The sequence below is a fragment of the Arthrobacter sp. ISL-28 genome (genome assembly GCF_018613875.1).
Classification (GTDB): Bacteria; Actinomycetota; Actinomycetes; order Actinomycetales; family Micrococcaceae; genus Arthrobacter.
The window spans coordinates 27990-47018 of the sequence record NZ_JAGGPJ010000001.1 but is presented as its reverse complement, the minus strand read 5'-3'; the positions used below and the strand labels follow the sequence as shown (position 1 = coordinate 47018).

Annotated in this window: 13 protein-coding genes and 1 pseudogene; 7 read left to right on the top strand and 7 right to left on the bottom strand. The window is 65.0% G+C overall.

Translation table 11 applies throughout. The annotated features are described in order from the left end of the window. Positions 1-6: 6 nt before the first annotated feature. The gene (locus J7E80_RS00190) at positions 7-510 is read right to left on the bottom strand and encodes a hypothetical protein (RefSeq protein ID WP_215049467.1); all 504 of its coding nucleotides are present in this window, start codon (positions 508-510) and stop codon (positions 7-9) included. A 64-nt stretch (positions 511-574) separates the two neighbouring features. Here J7E80_RS00190 and J7E80_RS00185 point away from each other — a divergent pair, with 64 nt between their 5' ends. Next, positions 575-2380, top strand: coding sequence for an HNH endonuclease signature motif containing protein (locus J7E80_RS00185; protein ID WP_215049466.1), 1806 nt, complete (start codon positions 575-577; stop codon positions 2378-2380). A gap of 637 nt (positions 2381-3017) precedes the next feature. Here the strand turns inward: J7E80_RS00185 and J7E80_RS00180 are convergent. Then, positions 3018-3803 (bottom strand): alpha/beta hydrolase, encoded by a 786-nt coding sequence (locus J7E80_RS00180; protein ID WP_311380720.1) that lies wholly within the window; start codon positions 3801-3803, stop codon positions 3018-3020. 184 nt (positions 3804-3987) lie between these two features. On the opposite strand from J7E80_RS00180, the gene J7E80_RS00175 reads away from it, so the two are divergent. Beyond that, complete coding sequence (locus tag J7E80_RS00175; protein ID WP_215049465.1) at positions 3988-4380, top strand: VOC family protein; 393 nt, start codon at positions 3988-3990, stop codon at positions 4378-4380. Positions 4381-4456: 76 nt separating this feature from the next. Here the strand turns inward: J7E80_RS00175 and J7E80_RS00170 are convergent, their stop codons facing one another. Further along, positions 4457-5098 carry a GPP34 family phosphoprotein gene (locus J7E80_RS00170; protein ID WP_215049464.1) on the bottom strand — a complete coding sequence of 214 codons (642 nt, stop codon included), beginning with the start codon at positions 5096-5098 and terminating at the stop codon, positions 4457-4459. A 381-nt stretch (positions 5099-5479) separates the two neighbouring features. Between J7E80_RS00170 and J7E80_RS00165 the strand changes: the two genes are divergently transcribed. Further along, the gene (locus J7E80_RS00165; protein WP_215049463.1) at positions 5480-6037 is read left to right on the top strand and encodes a hypothetical protein; all 558 of its coding nucleotides are present in this window, start codon (positions 5480-5482) and stop codon (positions 6035-6037) included. Continuing rightward, a complete protein-coding gene (locus J7E80_RS00160; protein WP_215049462.1) occupies positions 6034-8970 on the top strand; it encodes an ATP-binding cassette domain-containing protein in 2937 nt (978 codons plus the stop codon). Before J7E80_RS00165 ends, J7E80_RS00160 begins: the two co-directional genes overlap by 4 nt. Here the strand turns inward: J7E80_RS00160 and metH are convergent. Then, on the bottom strand, positions 8960-12613 hold the full coding sequence (gene metH / locus J7E80_RS00155; protein ID WP_215049461.1) for a methionine synthase: 3654 nt from the start codon (positions 12611-12613) through the stop codon (positions 8960-8962). The genes J7E80_RS00160 and metH overlap by 11 nt on opposite strands. Before the next feature lie 94 nt (positions 12614-12707). On the opposite strand from metH, the gene J7E80_RS00150 reads away from it, so the two are divergent. Beyond that, positions 12708-13181, top strand: coding sequence for a GNAT family N-acetyltransferase (locus J7E80_RS00150; protein ID WP_215049460.1), 474 nt, complete (start codon positions 12708-12710; stop codon positions 13179-13181). Positions 13182-13321: 140 nt separating this feature from the next. On the opposite strand, the pseudogene J7E80_RS24520 reads toward J7E80_RS00150, so the two are convergent. Beyond that, positions 13322-13455, bottom strand: a pseudogene (locus J7E80_RS24520) (permease); the annotation flags it as partial. Positions 13456-13595: 140 nt separating this feature from the next. Here J7E80_RS24520 and J7E80_RS00145 point away from each other — a divergent pair. Continuing rightward, positions 13596-14687: a type I restriction endonuclease gene (locus J7E80_RS00145; protein WP_215049459.1), complete on the top strand. Its 1092-nt coding sequence runs from the start codon at positions 13596-13598 to the stop codon at positions 14685-14687. A gap of 16 nt (positions 14688-14703) precedes the next feature. Then, positions 14704-15270 carry a hypothetical protein gene (locus J7E80_RS00140; RefSeq protein ID WP_215049458.1) on the top strand — a complete coding sequence of 189 codons (567 nt, stop codon included), beginning with the start codon at positions 14704-14706 and terminating at the stop codon, positions 15268-15270. Here the strand turns inward: J7E80_RS00140 and J7E80_RS00135 are convergent. Both J7E80_RS00135 and J7E80_RS00130 read right to left on the bottom strand, forming a co-directional pair. Then, positions 15267-17258: an ABC transporter ATP-binding protein gene (locus J7E80_RS00135; protein ID WP_215049457.1), complete on the bottom strand. Its 1992-nt coding sequence runs from the start codon at positions 17256-17258 to the stop codon at positions 15267-15269. The genes J7E80_RS00140 and J7E80_RS00135 overlap by 4 nt on opposite strands. Beyond that, the gene (locus tag J7E80_RS00130) at positions 17255-19018 is read right to left on the bottom strand and encodes an ABC transporter ATP-binding protein (protein WP_215049456.1); all 1764 of its coding nucleotides are present in this window, start codon (positions 19016-19018) and stop codon (positions 17255-17257) included. Before J7E80_RS00130 ends, J7E80_RS00135 begins: the two co-directional genes overlap by 4 nt. Positions 19019-19029: the final 11 nt, after the last annotated feature.

Here is a 19029-nt window from a genome sequence, read left to right as displayed (position 1 = left end):
GGCGGATCAGTGCGGTGGCGGATCAGTGCGGTGGCGGACCCAAACCTCCGCCAGCGAAGCCGCGATGCCGGGTCGGTTGGTGCGAACCATGGTGGACGATCGCTTCTCCCAGGTAGTCGTTTCAGCCCGCAGGGCTTCAGTCTGCGGGGTTCCGGCCTCCGGGGTTCCGGCCTCCGGGGTTCCGGCCCGCAGGGCTTCAGTCTGCGGGGTTCCGGCCCGCAGGGCTTCAGTCTGCGGGGTTCCGGCCTCCGGGGTTCCGGCCTCCGGGGTTTCGGCCCGCAGGGCTTCAGTCTGCGGGGTTCCGGCATGCGGGGTTCCGGCCCGCAGGGCTTCAGTCTGCGGGGTTCCGGCCTGCGGGGTTCCGGCCTCCGGGGTTTCGGCCCGCAGGGCTTCAGTCTGCGGGGTTCCGGCCTGCGGGGTTCCGGCCCGCAGGGCTTCAGTCTGCGGGGTTCCGGCCTGCGGGGCGCTGCAGGATAAGTCCTGCCATGGAGCGATGTAGCGGAACTTCATTATGCGTTGGTCTCACCAAAGCGGGCCATCCGTTATTGTCACACCCTGCTGAGATGCTTTTCTTATGGAAAGCACGGGTGCTTGGACAGTGGGGAACGGGGAGGCCTTGGAGGCCGCCGCCGGGCTTGGGGCCGCCGAGGCCCTGGCTGCTGTCGCAGCGTCCATTGCTGTTCTCGGCCGTATCATCGGGCCGGATTTCCGTGACCGTGCAGATGGCCGTGACGTTGATAGCGACCGGGACTCCGACCCGTTGCGGCGCCGGCGCGATGCTTGTCTGGACGCCTTGGCCGAGGTAGGCCGGTTCGAAGCTAAAGCTGCCGTGTTGAAGGTGCAGCTGGCAGCTGAGTACGTCGAGGCCGCTGAGGCCATCGCTTCCCCGGCTGTCACCGTGCAGGAGGCGACCGCGCAGGAAATGTCCACAATCGCTGAGGTCGCGTGCGTCCTCACCATCAGTGAACGCTCCGCTGCAGCGCTCCTGGACCAGAGCCGTCACCTGACCATCGGGCTGCCGCTCACCCTCAACGCACTCCGGGACGGGGTGATTTCGTGGCAGCATGCCCGCATCATGTGTGATGAAACCGGCAGCCTGGACGGTGCCGGGGCCGCCGCCCTGGAAGCGCACTTCCTTGACCCGGATTCGCCGGATGCTGCGCGGGGCTGCCCGGCCGGTGAGCTCGTCCCGTCCCGGTTCCGCGCCAAAGCCCGGAGCTGGCGGGAGCGACACCATCCCGTCTGCATCGAAGTGCGCCACCGCAAGGGTGTCCTGGACCGGCGGCTGGAATACACACCGGACCAGGACGGCATGGCCTGGCTGTCGGCCTATCTGCCGGCGGGGACCGCCGCCGGGATCTGGGACCGGACCACCACCGCCGCCAGAGCCCTTCAAGGCCCCACGGAGCCCCGCACCCTCACCCAACTCCGCGCCGATCTTGCCGCTACATGGCTCCTCACCAGCACCGGCAGCACCGGCAGCATCGCCACCGGCGGTAGTTCGATCGCTGGCCTTGGTGCCATCGGCGAGAACGACCGGCTTGCTGACGAGGTGAATAAGGGCGCTACTGAGTTCCTGGCTGATGGCACGGCCGACGCAGTGACTGACAGCGTGGGGCTGGGTGTCGGGCGTGTGGGCGTTACGTCTCCCAGGGCCCAAGTGCTGGTCACCGTCCCTGTCCTCTCCCTCCTGGGAGCCACGGATGAACCAGCTATTTTGGACGGGTACGGGCCGATCCCGGCGTCCATGGCCCGGGATCTTGTCGCCGATGGAGCCGAATCCTTCCACCGCGTCCTGATCGACCCCCGTGATGGAGCACCGCTGGAAATCGGCCGTACCAGCTACCGCATCCCCAAATCCATGCGCCAATGGCTACGCCTCCGCGACGGTAAATGCCCCTTCCCGGGCTGCCACAACCACTCCCTCGACAACGAAGCCGACCACCTCCTGGCCTGGGCCGACGGTGGAACCACAGGCATCACCAACCTCGGACAACCCTGCCGCAAACACCACCACCTCAAACACAGCACCTCCTGGACCCCCTCCGAAGCAACGAAAAGCCAACCACCTGGCTGGACCGCGCCGTCAGGCCGCCACTATCCGAGTGAACAACAAGACTGGCAACCACCCGCCTGGCCCGATCACATCGGCATACCCGGCAGCGCCCCCAACCTAGCCGAGAATCTGGACTTGGAACCGGATCTGGATCAGGCGCTGCCCGTGGACCCTTTCACCGAATGGTGCCCTTGGCCGGCAACGGAGACGGAAGATCAGGGCTGTCCACTGCCTGAATACCCAGGCCCAGACGAACTCCCGCCTCCGCAACTGGAGCGCCTTGGCGATCCCTTACACGACTGGTACCTCTTGCAAGCTGCTTAAGTTCCGGCTCGCCGTAGTTCCGCCTCGCCTCGGTTCCAACCCGCCGTAATTCCGACTCCCCTCGGTTCCAACCCGCCGCAGCTCCAACCCGCCGTAGTTCCGACTCCCCTCAGTTCCACCGTTCCAGTAGGCAGTATGGTGCCCAGCGTTCAGTCAGGGATCGCCCCCGCAGCGAGGACGGAGTGCCACTTTTGGCTAGATGCTGTGACGTTCTACGAGACGCCCGTACCGCTTAAACAGGAGCCGAAACTGAAGGGGAAGTCGACGACGGCGACGCCTCCCACCGTCGTCGGCCTGCCTAGCGTGCCGCTCCCCTACAGCAGCGACCGGCTGCCCCCGTTGCATTCAAAGCTGCAGTTGAAGCCACACAAGAGTGCGGGCCACCTGAATCACCGGTATGACTCCTATGACTGCTGGGAGCCATGCGCCCAACACGGCCAGCGCACTAATCCAGGTTGTTCTCCGCCGTTTCCGGCCCACACTTTTGCACCTTAAATGTTAGGAGGACAAGCCCGTGTTCCCCAGCACCAAAGAGGAGTAGCCCGCATTCCCCAGCAACCAGGCGGAAGCGGCCGGAGGCCGCGGCCCTATTCGTCAGTAGCCATGCTGCTCTAGTCAGCTGCCCTGCTGCCCAGATCTACTCCCCGAGGACCCGCAGCAGGAACGGGACCGTGGCGTGCATCATCCGCAGATCCCCGCCGCTGGCGGCTTCCTCGCCAAGGTAATCGCCATGCCCGCCGGGGACGATCAGCAGGCGGGCACCCGGGATGAGGCCGGCCATTCGAGCGGCATAATCAGGGGTGACAATCTCGCGGTCACCGCTCACCACAAGTGTTGATGCTGTGATGGTGCCCAGCTCTTTGTCGGACCATCCGGGGAAGTCCAGGATGCGCTGTCTGTCCAGCTCGAAGAGCCTCTCCAGGTGGCCGGGTTCAGGGTTGAGAAGGCGGTCGGCGTCCTTGTAGGTGTCCGGCATGTCGTCCACGGTGGCCCTCGCCATGCTGGCCCAGAACTCGTCCGGCACGGCATCGCGGCTCACAAAAGTGGAGGCAATAATGAGGGACCGCACCACGGCGGGATTCCCGAGTGCCAGCGCGACGGCGGTGTGGCCACCGGCGCTGAATCCCAACACATCCACAGTTTTCACGTCGAGCTGGTCCAAGACAGCGAGGATGTCGCCGGCCGAGTTCTCGGCAGTGAGGGGGCGGCTGGTCGGCTGCGTGCGACCGTGGCCCTCCTCTTCAACGGCAATCACCTGGCGCTGTTCAGCCAGCAGCGGGATGAGTTCGGCGAAGTTCGTATCGATGGTGGAGCCGCCGCCCGGAATGAGGAGCAGCGGCGGTTGGCCGGGCACCTCCCGGCCGTGGACCTCGTAATACATACGAAGGCCGTTGTTGTCCGCGTAGCCGTGGGTGAAAGTCACACGGCATCCTAACCCCGGTCATTCCAGACGAGAAGAGCCCAGGTCTTGGCGGACCTTTCGTCGCAGAAGGCGACGTTCTGAGGCAGCTCCACGGTGCCTAAAGCAATCAAATTGAGTTCAGATCTATCCAGTTCCGGCTTTAGGCAATTGAATATTCCCAACTGAATTCGGAGAGGAGCTAGAAATGCCCAACGACCTTGAGGACATGGTAAGTGTCCGATACATGGTGGACGACGTCGAAGCGGCGGTCGACTTCTACACAAGGCATCTCGGATTTACCCTCAGGATGAGCGCCGCGCCGGCGTTCGCCGACGTCGCCCGCGGCCGGCTTCGGCTTTTGCTGAGCGGTCCCAGCAGCTCTGCGGGCCGGCCAATGCCGGACGGCACGGTGCCGGCACCGGGAGGTTGGAACCGGATCCACCTCATCGTGAGCGACATTGCGGCCGAAGTGGACCGGCTCCGTGCCGCGGGCCTGACGTTCCGAAACGACATTGTCACCGGTCCGGGCGGTCAGCAGATCCTGCTGGAAGATCCGGCCGGCAACGTCGTCGAGCTGTTCCAACCCGCCGGCGGGTGAGCACTGCGGGGAAAGTCGCGGGCGTCCTAACGCCGGACGCCTCCAAGGAACGGGGTCTGTGCGGCTTCGTCCCGGTCTACATTGCGGCCTCTTCCTCGGCCAGTCTGATCATGCGGAGTTCGTCCAGTACCGCATGGGAGGGCCAATAGTCCTTCGCCAGCTTTATTGCCCGGTTTCGGTCCGCTGCAGGGAAGAGCTTGCCCAGCAGTTCGGCGGCCTCAAGCAGGGCGATAAGTGCAGTCATTCGGGAATCGCTGGGTCCACCGCCTTTAAGTGCCGCTTGGACCTTTTTCAGGATCGACGCTTCGGGACCATGGTCCTTCTCCGGGTAGCGCACGGTCCGGAACAGGCCGAGGTGCTTCTCGCCGACCTGATCCACGATGCCCAGTGCTGCCATCCCCTCGTAGACACGCTGCACTGCGGCGCGGCCCTCCAGCATGGAGACCCACCGCTTGGGAGTGTGGGGTCGTGATTTGTGACGGATGAGCTCCAGTTCATGCTGGAAGTCGGTTTGCGGGGCGGCCTCGGTGGCCCTGACATGCTTCCCCTGCAGCTCGATTGCACCGATCAGGTCCAGCTCGGCCAATATTGCCCCTGCCAAAGTGGTCCTGAGTACGTAAGCCGGCACTGAAGGTTCGCCGTCCGTGTCGTTCGTTGCCAGAAGGAGGAAAGCCTGGGGAAGGTTCAGCTCCTCCGCCTTAGGTGTTTCAGCATCCATACGCTCATGGTGGCGCAGTTACGCAGCCACCACAACGGACGACCGTGAGGGCAGGACGACGGCGGGGCGCGAGGCATCGACGGACGACAGCGATGGTTGGGCAGTACAGCTCGCGGGTACGACGGCGGACTGCAGCGTGGTGCCCGGCGGAGGTGGCTGGATAAGTTCTGGTGAGCCGCCGCGGCGGGGAACGGACGACGGCGGGTGCCTCCCGCCGTCGTCGTCTCGCTAGCGGTCTTGCGGGCCCAGTGACCCAGAAGAGTTCCTTCGGTCCGCTGGCCAGCTCGGCCACTGGAATTAAGGCACACGCGCGATAACAGGCCTAACGTCATACAACGCGAGGCATCCGGATCCGGGCAAGCAACGTCCTACCCTTAACACGTGACGTTCACTAAGATCCGTACCGCCGCCGCGAGCTCCCTCGCCGCCGCAGGTCTCCTGCTTGCTCTCGCCGCCTGTTCCACGCCGGCCGCCACCCAGCCAACTACCTCTGCACCGGCTTCCCCGGCAACCGCTTCATCCAGCGCCGCCTCCGAACCCTGCGCCGGTGTGAAGGTCATCGTCGACTCGGGCGCCCTGAAGCAGGCTGCCGCTGATAAGTCCGTTTGCGTTCCCGTGGACGCGCCGACTCCCGCTTCCAAGGTGCTCGACGAGGCAAACGTTAAGACCGAGGGCACTGCCGCATATCCCAAGGAACTGGTGTGCCGTGTAAATGGTGTGCCTGCCGCAGATTTCGACATCGCCCACAAGGGCGGCACGTACCGGGAAGAATGCAAAAATACGCCCGCGGCCTTTGCCTACTGGGCTCTTTGGGTTAAGCCGGCCTCCGGTGACTGGGCATACGCTCAGGAGGGCCTCGCCACCCTGAAGGTGAACCCCGGAGAGAGCCTGGAACTGCTCTTCACGGTCGACGGCGAACCGGCCGCCCCCACGGCATGACCTTTCGACCCGCGCCGTTACGTGCAGCGGCGGCTCTCGCCGTCGTCTTCATCGCGGCGCGGGTCATCTACCGCATCCTTTTCAACGGAGCGGGCATTGGTGAGCCGGTTCTACTCAACCTGGCGCCGGTGCCGCTGCCTGCCCCGTACGCCCATGTCGTCCTCCTGGGTCCCGTAACGGCATCTGGTCTGTGGGTGGCGGTCCTGTCCGCCCTGCCGATTGCCGGGATCATCCTCGGTTTCGGTGTCCTCAACGCCTGGGTGGACGTGGCCCGTGGCTTCGTGCACCTAGCCCGCCGCGGCCCCGTGCAGGGCATTGCCAGGACACTTGTGGTGGCTTGGGCGGCGCTCCCTGCGCTTGCCGACGCCGTGACCTCCGTACGCCTGGCTTTTCGATTGCGGGGCGAACGCTTCGGTCCCCGCGCCCTTATTCCCGTGCTCGAGCGCACCCTGGAGCATGCAGGCCGGGTTGCCGCGGCCCTGGAACTGCGCGGCTTCGGAAGCCGGGCAGCACACCAACCTGGCCAAGGTATCCAAGCACCGGTCCTCATCCGGGACGCACAATTCCGCATTGGTGACGCGCAGGTGCGCCTCGCAAGCTTCACGCCGTCGAGCGGGTCCATTACGGTCATTACCGGGCCGACGGGCTCCGGCAAGTCCACCATCCTGCGGGGTATCGCCGGCCTCCTCTCACACGTTGACGGTGGAGAAATTTCCGGCACCGTCCGCGTCGCCGGAACAGACCGTGCCACCGCGCCACCGCGCGAAACCGCCCGCCTCATCGGCGTGGTATTGCAGAATCCGCGCGCAGCATTCGCCACCACACGGGTCCGGGATGAAATCTCCCTCGCCCTTGAGCTGCACGGCATGGCATCCGGGACCGCCAAGGCCCGGGTGCTGGAGGTCGCGGAGAGTATCGGGGTGTCGGCGCTGCTGGACCGGAACGTCAGCACCCTCTCGGCTGGTGAGGCAACGCTCGTAGCCATCGCCGCAGCGGTGGTGGACCATCCGGTCCTGCTCCTGGTTGATGAGCCCCTGGCCGACCTCGACACCGCAGCACGCCGCCACGTCATCGCCGTGCTCGACGCCCTCGCCCACGACGCCGGCGTCTGCGTCATTGTGGCGGAGCACCGGGCGGAGCCGCTCGTACCGGTTGCTGACTCGTGGTGGACCATCGACGACGGCGCCCTGGCACCGGGTGCCGCGCCATCCGCACCTGCGCACCGTGCTACTGCGCTTCCGACGCCGGCAGAGCCAGCGGAGCTCGTGCCAGTGCCAGTGCCAGTGCCAGTGCCAGTGCTGACGGCAACAAAGCTCGCGGTGCACCGCAAGGGCACGCCGCTCGTGCGCAGCGCATCCCTGACCCTGTACCGCGGTGAAGTTGTCGCCCTGGTGGGGCCGAACGGGGCCGGAAAGTCGTCCCTCCTGGTGGCGCTCGCCCTTGGTGAAGGTACTGGCGCTGAAGGCACTGGCAGTGAAAGCACGGTCGACGGCGGCCGCGTCGCCCTCGTCCCGGACGCGTCGGATGACCTCTTCACGAGGGATACGGTCGCAGGAGAGCTCCGAGCGGCCGACCGGCGCCAGGCGCGCGCTGTGCGTCAAGCCGGGCGGCATCAAGCGGGCCGGCGTCACTCAGACCGGTGCCGCTCACATCGATATAGCCCGGGCGGTGACCAGCTTGCCCCAATGCCTGCAGCGTCACGCCTGGCCCGTTTGCGGGGAGACGCTCGGATTCCCATTGGGCACGAACATCCCCGGGACCTCTCTGCAGGAGAGCGCAGAATCCTTGCCATCGCGCTTCAGAGCATGGACGACCCACAGGTACTGCTGATCGATGAGCCGACCCGCGGACTTGATCCTGCGGCGCGTGCAGCAGTCTCGGGGGCGCTGCGGGCCGCAGCGGACGCCGGTGCGGCAGTCCTGATCGCCACACACGACCTCGACTTTGCCCACGGCCTCGGCGCCCGAATTCTCCCGATGCGTGACGGCGTCGCGCCCTCTTCCGTTGCTGCCAATGCGCCCGAATTGGCACTTCCGTCTCCCCGGCGAGCAGGTGCCGGACCAAGACCAACAGTGATCGGTGAACCAACAGATCCGCAGGGCGCGGGAAGACAGCGCCGCATCCGGATGCCGCGGGGCATTGAGCTGGCAGTTCTTTCAGCTGCTAATCTTCTGGCCCTCGCGGCATTTTGCTGGCCGTTGCTCGCCGCTGCCCTCCCGGAGGATGCCGCCGCGGCCCTCCCCTACGCGGCGTTGGCTATTGCGCCGCTCGCCGTCGTTGCCGTCGTCGTGTCCGTCGACGGCTCGGTCCGCTCCGCACACACGGTAGCGTTGCTCGGCGTCCTGGCCGCCGTTGGCTCGGCAGTGCGGGTGGCCAGCACCGGCGTCGGGGGCGTGGAGGCGGTCTTTATCCTGCTGATCCTGGCCGGCCGGGCCTTCGGTGCCCGTTTCGGCCTGCTCCTGGGCGCCGCCACGATCGCCGTCTCAAGCGCCTTGTGGAGTGGCATCGGGCCTTGGACTCCGTTCCAGATATTCGCCTGTGCGTGGGTGGGCGCCGGGGCCGGCCTGCTCCCCCGCCGGGTGCGTGGAAGAGCGGAGCTGTGGATGCTGTGCGCCTACGGCGCCGTAGCGTCCTACCTGTTCGGTCTGCTGACCAATCTGTGGTTCTGGCCCTTCGCGGTAGGCGCCGGCACCGGCATCTCCTATGAGCCCGGCGCGCCGCTTGGCACCAACCTCAGCAGCTTCCTGCTCTACTCGCTCGTGACGTCGACGGCGGGCTGGGACACCCTGCGTGCCGTCACCACGATCATCGGAATCGCTGTGGTGGGGCGGGCAATTCTCGCCGCGTTCCGGCGGGTGAAGCCGGTCTCCAGCGTGGGCGGGCAAGAGGCTCAACCCACTCAGGCCAGGGACCGGCTTCAACTCACACCTTGAAGTACTTCGCCTCCGGGTGGTGGAACACGAATGCGTCGGTGGACTGTTCAGGGTGCAGCATCAGCTCATCGCTCAGGACTACGCCCATCCGCTCGGGTTTCAGCAACTCCGTCACTTTGCGGCGGTCCTCCATGTCAGGGCACGCGGGGTAGCCCAGCGAGAAGCGCGCACCGCGATAGTCGAGCTTGAAGTACCCTGCCTTGTCCTTCGGCTCCTCGGCCGCGAAACCGAGCTCGGAGCGGATGCGCGCATGCCAGAACTCCGCAAGCGCCTCAGTGAGCTGCATAACCAGGCCATTGAGCTCGTAGTAGTCGCGGTAGTGGTTCCCGGCGAACAGCTCGGAAGTCACCTCTTCGATCTTCGACCCGGCAGTAACCAGCTGGACTGGCAGCACGTCGATCTGGCCCGATTCGCGCGAGCGCACGAAGTCGGCCAGGCACAGGTGCCGGTCCCGGCGCTGGCGCGGGAAGTCGAAACGCAGCCGCTCGGTGCCGATCGGACCGCCTGAACCGCCATCAGGGGCGAGAAGACCGGCCGTGCCGAGGACGCCGTCGTGATCCTCACCGTGGTGCAGCACCACCACCTGTTCGCCCTCGGAGACCACCGGGAAATAGCCGTACGCGACGGACGCATCAAGCATTCCCTCGGCGAGGATGCGGTCCAGCCAGTACCGCAGGCGCGGCCGGCCCTCACGCTCCACCAGTTCCTCGTAGGAGGCGCCTTCGTCGCCGCGGCCGGGCTTGAGCCCCCATTGCCCCATGAACGTTGCGCGCTCATCGAGCAAAGCAGCGTAGTCGTGCAGCGCCACGCCGCGCACAATGCGCGTGCCCCAGAACGGCGGCGCTGGCACGGCGTTGTCGGCGGCCACATCGGAACGCCCGGGCATCGCCTCCGGTTCGGTCACCGTGAACTTCGCGCCTCCCTTATGGATCCGCTTCTTCAGCGGCGGAAGGCCGACGGCGTCCGGGGCAGCGCCGCGGGCCACCTGCACCAACGGTTCCATGAGCGCGAGGCCCTCGAAGGCGTCCTTGGCGTACCTGACGGTTCCCTCAAACTGCTCCGCCAGGTCCTGCTCCACGTAGGCACGGGTCAGGGCTGCGCCGCCGAGGATGATGGGCCACTTCTTCGCGAGGCCCCGGGACTGGAGCTCGGCGAGGTTTTCCTTCATCACCACGGTGGACTTCACGAGCAGGCCGGACATGCCGATCACGTCGGCGTCATGCTCCTCAGCTGCGGCCATGATCTCGGCGATCCCCTGTTTGATGCCGATGTTGACGACTTTGTAGCCGTTGTTGGTGAGGATGATGTCCACCAGGTTCTTGCCGATGTCGTGCACGTCGCCGCGCACGGTGGCGATCACCATGGTGCCCTTGCCCGAGGAATCCGACTTCTCCATGTGCGGCTCGAGCAGGGCAACCGCGTTCTTCATCACCTCGGCGGACTGCAGCACGAACGGCAGCTGCATCTCGCCGGCGCCGAAGCGCTCACCGACCACTTTCATGCCCTCGAGGAGCTGGTCGTTGATGATGCCGAGCGGGGTCATGCCTTCACTACGTGCGAGGTCGAGGTCCTCTTCGAGGCCCTTGCCTTCGCCGTCGATGATGCGCCGCTGCAGGCGTTCGCCGGTGGGCAGCGCCGCGAGTTCCGCCGCGCGCTGGTCCTTGAGCGCCGCGCTGTCGACGCCGGCGAACAGGTCCAGCATGCGGGCCAGCGGGTCGTACGTGATGTTGCCGTCGGCGTCGTATTCGCGGCGGTCCCAGACGAGGTCCAGCGCCACCTGGCGCTGCTCCTCCGGGAGCGATGCGAGCGGCACGATCTTGGCCGCGTCGATGATGCCGCTGGACAGACCCGCCTGCACGGCCTCGTGCAGGAACACCGAGTTCAGGACCATGCGCGCGGCCGGGTTCAGGCCGAAGGACACGTTCGAGACGCCGAGCGTGGTCTGGATGCCGGGATACTTCGTGGTGATCTGGCGGATGGCCTCGATGGTTTCGATGCCGTCGCGGCGGGTCTCTTCCTGGCCGGTGGCGATCGGGAAGGTCAGGGCGTCGACGATGATGTCCTCGACGCGCATCCCCCATTCGCCCACCAGGGCGTCGATGAGGCGGCTGGCGATGGCCACCTTGCCCTCGGTGGTGCGTGCCTGGCCCTGTTCGTCGATGGTCAGGGCGATCACGGCGGTGCCATGTTCCTTTACGAGCGGCATGATGCGTGCGAAGCGGCTGGCCGGGCCGTCGCCATCCTCGTAGTTGACGGAGTTGACCACCGGGCGCCCGCCGATATGTTCGAGCCCGGCTTGCAGTACGGGCGGTTCAGTGGAGTCGATGACGAGCGGGAGGGTCGAGGCCGACGCGAAACGTGAGACGATCTCCTTGATGTCCGTGACGCCGTCGCGCCCCACATAGTCGATGCAGACATCGAGCAGGTGCGCGCCAACACGGACCTGCTCGCGGGCAATATCGACGCAATCGTCCCAGCGCTCTTCGAGCATCGCCTGGCGGAACGCCTTCGAACCGTTCGCATTGGTGCGCTCACCAATGGCGAGGTAGGCGGACTCCTGGTCGAACGGCACATGATGGTAGAGGGACGCGATGCCTGCTTCACGCTCGGTGGGAACGCGGGCGGCGCCGTTGCTGCCATTCCCGCCGATGGCGAGGGTGCCGCTGGTGCGGAAGGGCGCAAGACGCTCGACGACGGCGGCCATGTGTTCCGGCGTCGTACCGCAGCATCCGCCCACCAGGCCCAGGCCGAATTCGCGCACGAACTGCTCGTGCGCGGTGGCGAGTTCGGTGGGTGACAGCGGGTAGTGCGCGCCGTTGGCGCCAAGCACTGGCAGGCCTGCGTTGGGCATGCAGGCGATGGCCACGGAGGACTGCTTGGACAGGTGGCGCAGGTGCTCGCTCATCTCATCCGGCCCGGTGGCGCAGTTCAGGCCGATGGCGTCGACGCCGAGCGGTTCGAGCGCGGTGAGCGCGGCGCCGATTTCGGATCCCATCAGCATGGTTCCGGTGGTCTCGACGGTTACTTCGACGAAGATCGGGAGCCGGACGCCGCGGGAGACGATGGCCTGCTTGCAGCCGTTGACCGCGGCTTTGGTCTGCAGGAGGTCCTGGCTGGTCTCGATGAGGAAGGCATCCGCTCCGCCGTCGATGAGGCCCTCGGCCTGCAGGGCGAAGGTCTGCTTGAGGTAGTCGTAGCTGGTGTGTCCGAGGCTGGGGAGCTTGGTGCCCGGCCCCATCGAGCCGAGGACCCAGCGCATCCGGCCGTCTGTTTTTTCAGCCGCTTCGGCACGTTCGCGGGCGATCTTTGCACCCTTCCGGGCGAGTTCTTCGATCCGGTCGTCGATGCCGTAGTCGGAGAGGTTGGACCAGTTCGCGCCGAAGGTGTTGGTTTCCACCGCGTCGATGCCCACAGCGAAGTACGCGTCATGGATGTCCGCGAGGACATCCGGGCGGGTGTCGTTGAGGATCTCGTTACAGCCCTCGAGCCCCAGGAAGTCAGCCTCGAGCGACAGGTCCCGGCCCTGCAGCATGGTGCCCATCGCGCCGTCGGCAATGACGACCCGGTGGTTCACGGCATCCAGGAGTTCCTGCGAACGCGCAGGGCGGGGGACGGGTTCTATATCAAGTGCAAAACGCGGCATCTAAATAGGTTACGGGCGACACGCCGAAACATTGCTTCGTATTTCCCTGTACTACGACGGCGGGGAGTGGCGGGAACGCGGTAAATTTGACGCGATGATTCACATTGACCGGGACGATCCCGCACGCGGCGATGTCCACCAACTGCTGAGCGAGCACCTGGCAGACATGTTCGCCACCTCCCCTGCTGATAGCGTTCACGCCCTGGACCACTCCGCGCTGTCTGCACCGTCGATCTCGTTCTGGACGGCCCGCGAGGACGGCAATCTCCTGGGGTGCGGCGCACTCAAGCTTCTGGATTCCCCGCCCGGCTCCGCAAGGCACGGAGAAATCAAGTCCATGCGCACCACGGCAAGTGCACGGGGACGGGGCGTGGCCACACTCCTACTCCGGCATATCCTTGACGACGCCCGGACCCGAGATCTCAAGCGCGTCTACCTTGAGACCGGAACCCAGGACTACTTCGCTCCCGCGCGGCGCCTCTATGCCCGTCACGGCTTCATCGAGTGCCCACCCTTCGCGGACTACGTCGTGGATCCCAACAGCGTGTTCATGGAACTCCGCCTCTAGGGAACGGGCCGCCGAGGCTCACAAGGAAGCGAACGACGGCGGGACCTTCGGTACGTCGGGCAGTATGGGTAATCATTGCCCCTTGAATCCCGATTTTCTTTGATGTCACCGGCTCGAGCAGGAGCCGCCCAACAACGTACTCAAACCCCCGCCACAGGCAATGCGAACTGCGCCGCACAAGCTCCGAGCGAGCCCCGCCCGCGGCCAGCAACTCAGCGTGCGTCCCCTGCTCTATGATCTGCCCGGCCTCCATCACCAGGATAAGGTCGGCGTCGCCATGCGCGACGCCGATCCCATCTCTTCAACCGAGTTTCATCCCGGATTGAGTTACCAATTTGAGTTCAGTGATTCGATCATTTTTGTCCTGGTGATGAGTTACGGTTGGCAACACAACATTTTTCTTCAGGGGGACGAATGGAATTTGCAGAAAAACTCTCGGCTTTGGCAGCAAAGGTGCGCCAGCAGCGAGGAGCGATTCAAACCGAAGAGGCAACAAAAAATGCGTTTGTCATGCCCTTCATTTCAACGATTCTTGGCTATGACGTGTTCAATCCGATGGAGGTCGTTCCAGAATTTATCGCGGACGTGGGATTGAAGAGAGGCGAGAAGATTGACTACGCCATCGTCAAGGACGGCGTGGTCCAGATCCTGATCGAGTGCAAGAAATCCGCAGAGCCGGTGAAAATCGAGCATGCATCCCAGCTCTTCCGGTACTTCGCTGTGACGAACGCTAGGATCGCCATCCTCACAAACGGCGAGGTCTACCAATTCTTTACAGACCTCGATGCCCCCAATCGCATGGACGCCAAACCATTCCTGGTTCTGGATTTGAACGACATCGACGAGTCGCTCATTCCTGAACTCCAGAAGCTGTCCAAGGATGTTTTTGACCTTGACTCGATCATCAGTGCCGCAGGTGAACTGAAGTACATCGGCGAATTGAAACGGACTCTGGCCGTTCAGTTCAAGGAGCCGGAGGACGAATGGGTCAAATTCCTAACTGGTCGTGTCTATCCTGGCCCGTACACCCAGAAGGTGCGTGAGCAGTTCACGGCACTGGTGAGCAAAGCTTCCAAGCAGTTCCTGAATGACCAAGTGAACGAGCGGCTCAAGAAGGCCCTCGGCGCTCCAGGTTTCCCACAGACTGAAGACTCCGCGGCAGCCGCGAGCGTAACTAGTGCCCCTGTGGCGGACGCGGATTTGGCCGAGGCGGATGGTCTGGAGACGACGTTGGAGGAGATCGAGGGATACCAGATCGTTCGAGCCATTGTTTGCAGTGAGGTAAAGCCGGCCCGCGTAGTCCAGCGCGATGCCAAGTCCTACTTCGCCGTGCTGCTCGACGACAACAATCGCAAGCCGATCGCCCGACTGCACTTCAACCGCACTCAGAAGTACATCGGGATATTCGGCGCTGACAAAGAAGAAACGCGTGTCCCCATCAGCTCGCTTGAGGAGATCTACGAACACACAGAAGCACTCCGCGCGAGCGTGAAGAGCTACCTGTGAAGTCCTCGGAGCGACGATGATCAACAAAATGGCACTAGTCATCGTCTTGGTTGGGACGGTTCTTGTCGTATTTGCAACTGCATACATAATGGGGGCGTTGGGTGCTACCCCAAACGCGAGTGAGACAGTGAGTACCGACGAGAGAGCCGAAGTGGCAAAGGTAACTACGGCACCGGACATCTTCGATCGAATGGGCGAGAGGTGGGAGTACGGGCTTGGCGAAGGCTGGGAAACCTCCCCGGTCTTTTTGGTCGTGACACAGGACACCGATAAGGCAGCAGCAGCTCTGCGGGCTGCAAGTCCCCGGCTTATGCGGGTGAACGAGCGCGGCCAGGAAGTGGATCTCGACGCCAGCCCCGACGAATACACGCCGGGCTACGTATCGGAGGTCGATGTCACGAACAAGGGCTTGGAAATTTACGTCGACACCGATGGAGAACTACCGAAAGCCATGGCAGATGCGATGCTGCGCATCGTTGTGGAGGAGCTCTCGGCGGCCCGCATAACGGCTCATGTGACCGCACCTTCGTCAGCTTCGGATACCGATGTCGAAACATATGAGCCGCCCGTAAGGAGCACCTAAACCTCCGCCACAGGAGCCGCGAACTGCGCCTCGTACAGCCGCGCGTACGCCCCGCCGGCGGCGAGCAGTGAGGCGTGCGTCCCCTGCTCCACGATCTGGCCGGCCTCCATTACCAGGATGAGGTCGGCGTCGCGGATGGTGGACAGGCGGTGCGCGATCACGAAGCTCGTCCGGTCGGACCGCAGCGCGCTCATGGCCTGCTGCACCAGCACCTCGGTTCGGGTATCCACCGAGCTCGTGGCCTCGTCCAGGATCAGCACCGAAGGCCGGGCCAGGAACGCCCGCGCAATCGTGAGCAGCTGCTTCTCACCGGCCGACACGTTGGAGCCCTCGTCATCCAAAACCGTGTCGTACCCGTCCGGCAGGGAGCGGGCGAACCGGTCCACGTACGTCGCCCGGGCGGCTTCCAGGATCTCGTCCTCGGTAGCCGAAGGCCGCCCATAAGCGATGTTGTCCCGGATGGTCCCGCCAAACAGCCAGGTATCCTGCAGCACCATCCCCATCCGCGAGCGCAGCTCGTGCCGCGTCATCGAGGTGACGTCCACGCCGTCGAGCGTTATCCGCCCCGCATCAATCTCGTAGAAGCGCATCATCAGGTTCACCAGCGTGGTCTTCCCCGCCCCGGTTGGCCCCACAATGGCCACCGTCTGGCCCGGTTCCGCCACCAGGGACAGAGAGGAAATCAGCGGCTTGTCCGGCGAATACGAGAATGACACGTTCTCGAACACCAGCCGTCCCCGTGCCGCACCATCTGGAGAAGCAGCAGGCAGCGGGTCCGGCGATTGCTCGTCGGTGTCCAGCAGCTCGAACACCCGCTCGGCTGACGCAACACCGGACTGCAGCAGGTTGGCCATCGAGCCCAGCTGCGCCAGCGGCATGGTGAACTGCCGCGAGTACTGGATGAACGCCTGCACGTCGCCCAGCTGCATGGCCCCGGACGCCACCTGAAGCCCGCCCACCACCGCAATCCCCACATACACAAGGTTCCCGATGAACGTCATTGCAGGCATGATGAGCCCGCTGATGAACTGCGCCCCGAAGCTCGCCTCGTACAGCTCCACGTTCTTCTGCCGGAACCGCTCCTCCACCTCGCGCTGCCGGCCGAACACCTTCACCAGCGCGTGCCCGGTGTACGTCTCCTCGATCTGGCCGTTCAGTTCGCCCGTGTTCTTCCACTGCGCCACGAACAGCTTCTGTGAGCGCTTCGCAATCAGCGCCGTGGTCACGAGCGTCAGCGGCACCGTCACCAGTGCAATCAGGGCAAGCGTCGGCGAGAGCAGAAACATCATCACCAGCACACCCACGACCGTGAGCAGGGACGTGACCGCCTGGCTAATCGACTGCTGAAGGCTCTGGGAGATATTGTCGACGTCGTTGGTCACCCGGCTGAGCAGCTCACCGCGCTGGATCGAATCGAAGTACCGCAGCGGCAGCCGGTGGATCTTCGCCTCGATCTGCTCCCGCAGCCGGTATACCGTCCGCTGCACGACGCCGTTGAGGATGTACGCCTGCGCCCAGCCGAAAGCAGAAGCCAGCAGATACAGCGCCAGCGCCCACAGCAGCACCGTGGACAGCGCTGTGAAATCAATTCCGACGCCCGGCGTTAGCGGCATAGCGCTGAGCATGTCGGCTTTTTGGTTGTCTCCGGCCGCCCGCAGCCCCGCAATCACGTCAGCCTTGCTGGTCCCGGCCGGAAGGTCCCTGGAGACGACGCCGCCGAAGATCAGGTTGGTGCCCTCCCCCAGCAGCCTGGGACCGATCACCGAGAACGCCACGCCCACAACCGACAGCACAAGCACCAGCACCAGCCACAGCCGCTCCGGCCGCAGCGTCGCCAACAGGCGCTTGGCCGAGGGCAGGAAGTTCATCGGCTTCTCGGCGGGGATGTTCATCCCCGCGAACGGTCCTCCACGGCCGGGTCCGCCTGCCGGGCGGGGCACGCGAGCGGGACTGGACACCGCCGCCGTCGGGGTTCCGCCGCCACTCATGCCGCGTCCTCCACAGCCAGCTGCGAGTTCACAATCTCCTGGTACGTTTCCGAGGTTTCCACCAGCTCGTCGTGCGTTCCCTGCCCGACGATCCGGCCGCCGTCGAGCACCAGGATCTGGTCGGCGTCGACGATGCTTGACACCCGCTGGGCGATGATCACCAGGGTGGCGCCGGAGGTGTTGTGCTTGAGCGCCTGCCGGAGCCGGGCGTCCGTGGCGGTGTCCAACGAGGAGAACGAGTCGTCAAAGATATAGAGCTCGGGCCGCTTCACCAGCGCGCGGGCGATGGCCAGCCGCTGCCGCTGCCCGCCGGAGACGTTGGTGCCGCCCTGCGAGATGGCCGCATCCAGGCCGCCCTCCATCTCCCGGACGAAGTCCTGCGCCTGGGCGATAGCGAGGGCCTGCCACAGCTCGTCCTCCGTGGCATCGGGTTTCCCGTACAACAGGTTGCTGCGCACCGTGCCAGAGAACAGGTAGGGCTTCTGCGGGACCAGGCCGATGTGGCCCCAGAGCAGGTCGGGGTGCAGCTCCCGGACGTCGACGCCGTCGATCCTCACTGAGCCGCTGGTCGCGTCGAAGAGCCGCGGCATCAGGTTCACCAGGGTGGTCTTGCCGGAACCGGTGCTGCCGATGATCGCTGTCGTCTGCCCTGACCTGGCCGTGAAACTGATGCCGCTCAGGACCGGCTGCTCGGCACCAGGGTAGGCGAATCCGACGTCGTGCAGCTCCAGTTCGCCGCGGCGCTTGCCGTTGACCGAAACAGCACCGGTGCGGTCAGCAAAGCCAACGGGGCGCACTGGCGGCCGCACGCTCGTCTCCGTCTCCAGCACGTCCCCGATCCGGTCCGCTGAGACAGCTGCCCGCGGAATCATGGCCGCCATAAACGTGGCCATCATGACCGACATCAGGATCTGCATCAGGTAGCTGAGGAAGGCAATCAGGGTGCCCACCTGCATGGACCCGTCCTCGATCCGGAACGAGCCGAACCAGATCACCGCCACGCTGGAAACGTTCAGGACCAGCATGACCACCGGGAACATCAGCGCCATCAAGCGCCCGGCGCGCAGGGCGGTGTCGGTCACGTCCTCGTTGGCATTGGCGAAACGGTCGGTTTCTATGTCCTCCCGCACGAAGGCCCGCACCACCCGGATGCCGGTGAGCTGCTCGCGGAGCACCCGGTTGACCGTGTCGATCCGGGTCTGCATCTTGCGGAACAGCGGAATCATACGCCGGACGATCAGTCCCACACCGATCAGCAGCACAGGCACACTCACGGCAATCAGCCAGGACAGCTGCACGTCCTGCCGGACGGCCATAATCACCCCGCCGATGCTGAGCATGGGCGCCGCGACCATCATCGTGGCGGACATCAGGACGAGCTGCTGGACCTGCTGGACGTCGTTGGTGGAGCGGGTGATGAGGCTTGGCGCACCGAAGTGCGTGACCTCCTGCTCGGAAAACTCGCCCACCCGGGTGAAGATGGCCCCGCGGAGGTCCCGACCGACGCCCATCGCCGCCCTCGCTCCGAAGTACACGGCCGTCACCGCGCAGACGATCTGGAGCAGCGTGATGAGCAGCATCACGCTGCCCATCGACAGGATGTAGCCGATGTCCCCCTTCGCCACGCCTTGGTCAATGATGTCGGCGTTCAGGGTGGGCAGGTACAGGGACGCAATGGACTGCGCCAGCTGGAACACGACGACGGCGAGCAGCAGCCGCCGGCGCGGCCGCAGGTATTCAACGAGCAACTTCCAGAGCATCGCGGGCTCCA

Excerpts from the sequence above, each read along its gene's own strand:
- J7E80_RS00170 (WP_215049464.1), bottom strand. The coding sequence starts at position 5,098 with ATGGATGCTGAAACACCTAAGGCGGAGGAGCTGAACCTTCCCCAGGCT.
- J7E80_RS00130 (WP_215049456.1), bottom strand. The coding sequence starts at position 19,018 with ATGCTCTGGAAGTTGCTCGTTGAATACCTGCGGCCGCGCCGGCGGCTG.
- J7E80_RS00145 (WP_215049459.1), top strand. The coding sequence starts at position 13,596 with ATGGAATTTGCAGAAAAACTCTCGGCTTTGGCAGCAAAGGTGCGCCAG.
- J7E80_RS00190 (WP_215049467.1), bottom strand. The coding sequence starts at position 510 with ATGAAGTTCCGCTACATCGCTCCATGGCAGGACTTATCCTGCAGCGCC.
- J7E80_RS00140 (WP_215049458.1), top strand. The coding sequence starts at position 14,704 with ATGATCAACAAAATGGCACTAGTCATCGTCTTGGTTGGGACGGTTCTT.
- J7E80_RS00160 (WP_215049462.1), top strand. The coding sequence starts at position 6,034 with ATGACCTTTCGACCCGCGCCGTTACGTGCAGCGGCGGCTCTCGCCGTC.
- J7E80_RS00175 (WP_215049465.1), top strand. The coding sequence starts at position 3,988 with ATGCCCAACGACCTTGAGGACATGGTAAGTGTCCGATACATGGTGGAC.
- J7E80_RS00150 (WP_215049460.1), top strand. The coding sequence starts at position 12,708 with ATGATTCACATTGACCGGGACGATCCCGCACGCGGCGATGTCCACCAA.
- J7E80_RS00185 (WP_215049466.1), top strand. The coding sequence starts at position 575 with ATGGAAAGCACGGGTGCTTGGACAGTGGGGAACGGGGAGGCCTTGGAG.
- J7E80_RS00135 (WP_215049457.1), bottom strand. The coding sequence starts at position 17,258 with ATGAGTGGCGGCGGAACCCCGACGGCGGCGGTGTCCAGTCCCGCTCGC.
- metH (WP_215049461.1), bottom strand. The coding sequence starts at position 12,613 with ATGCCGCGTTTTGCACTTGATATAGAACCCGTCCCCCGCCCTGCGCGT.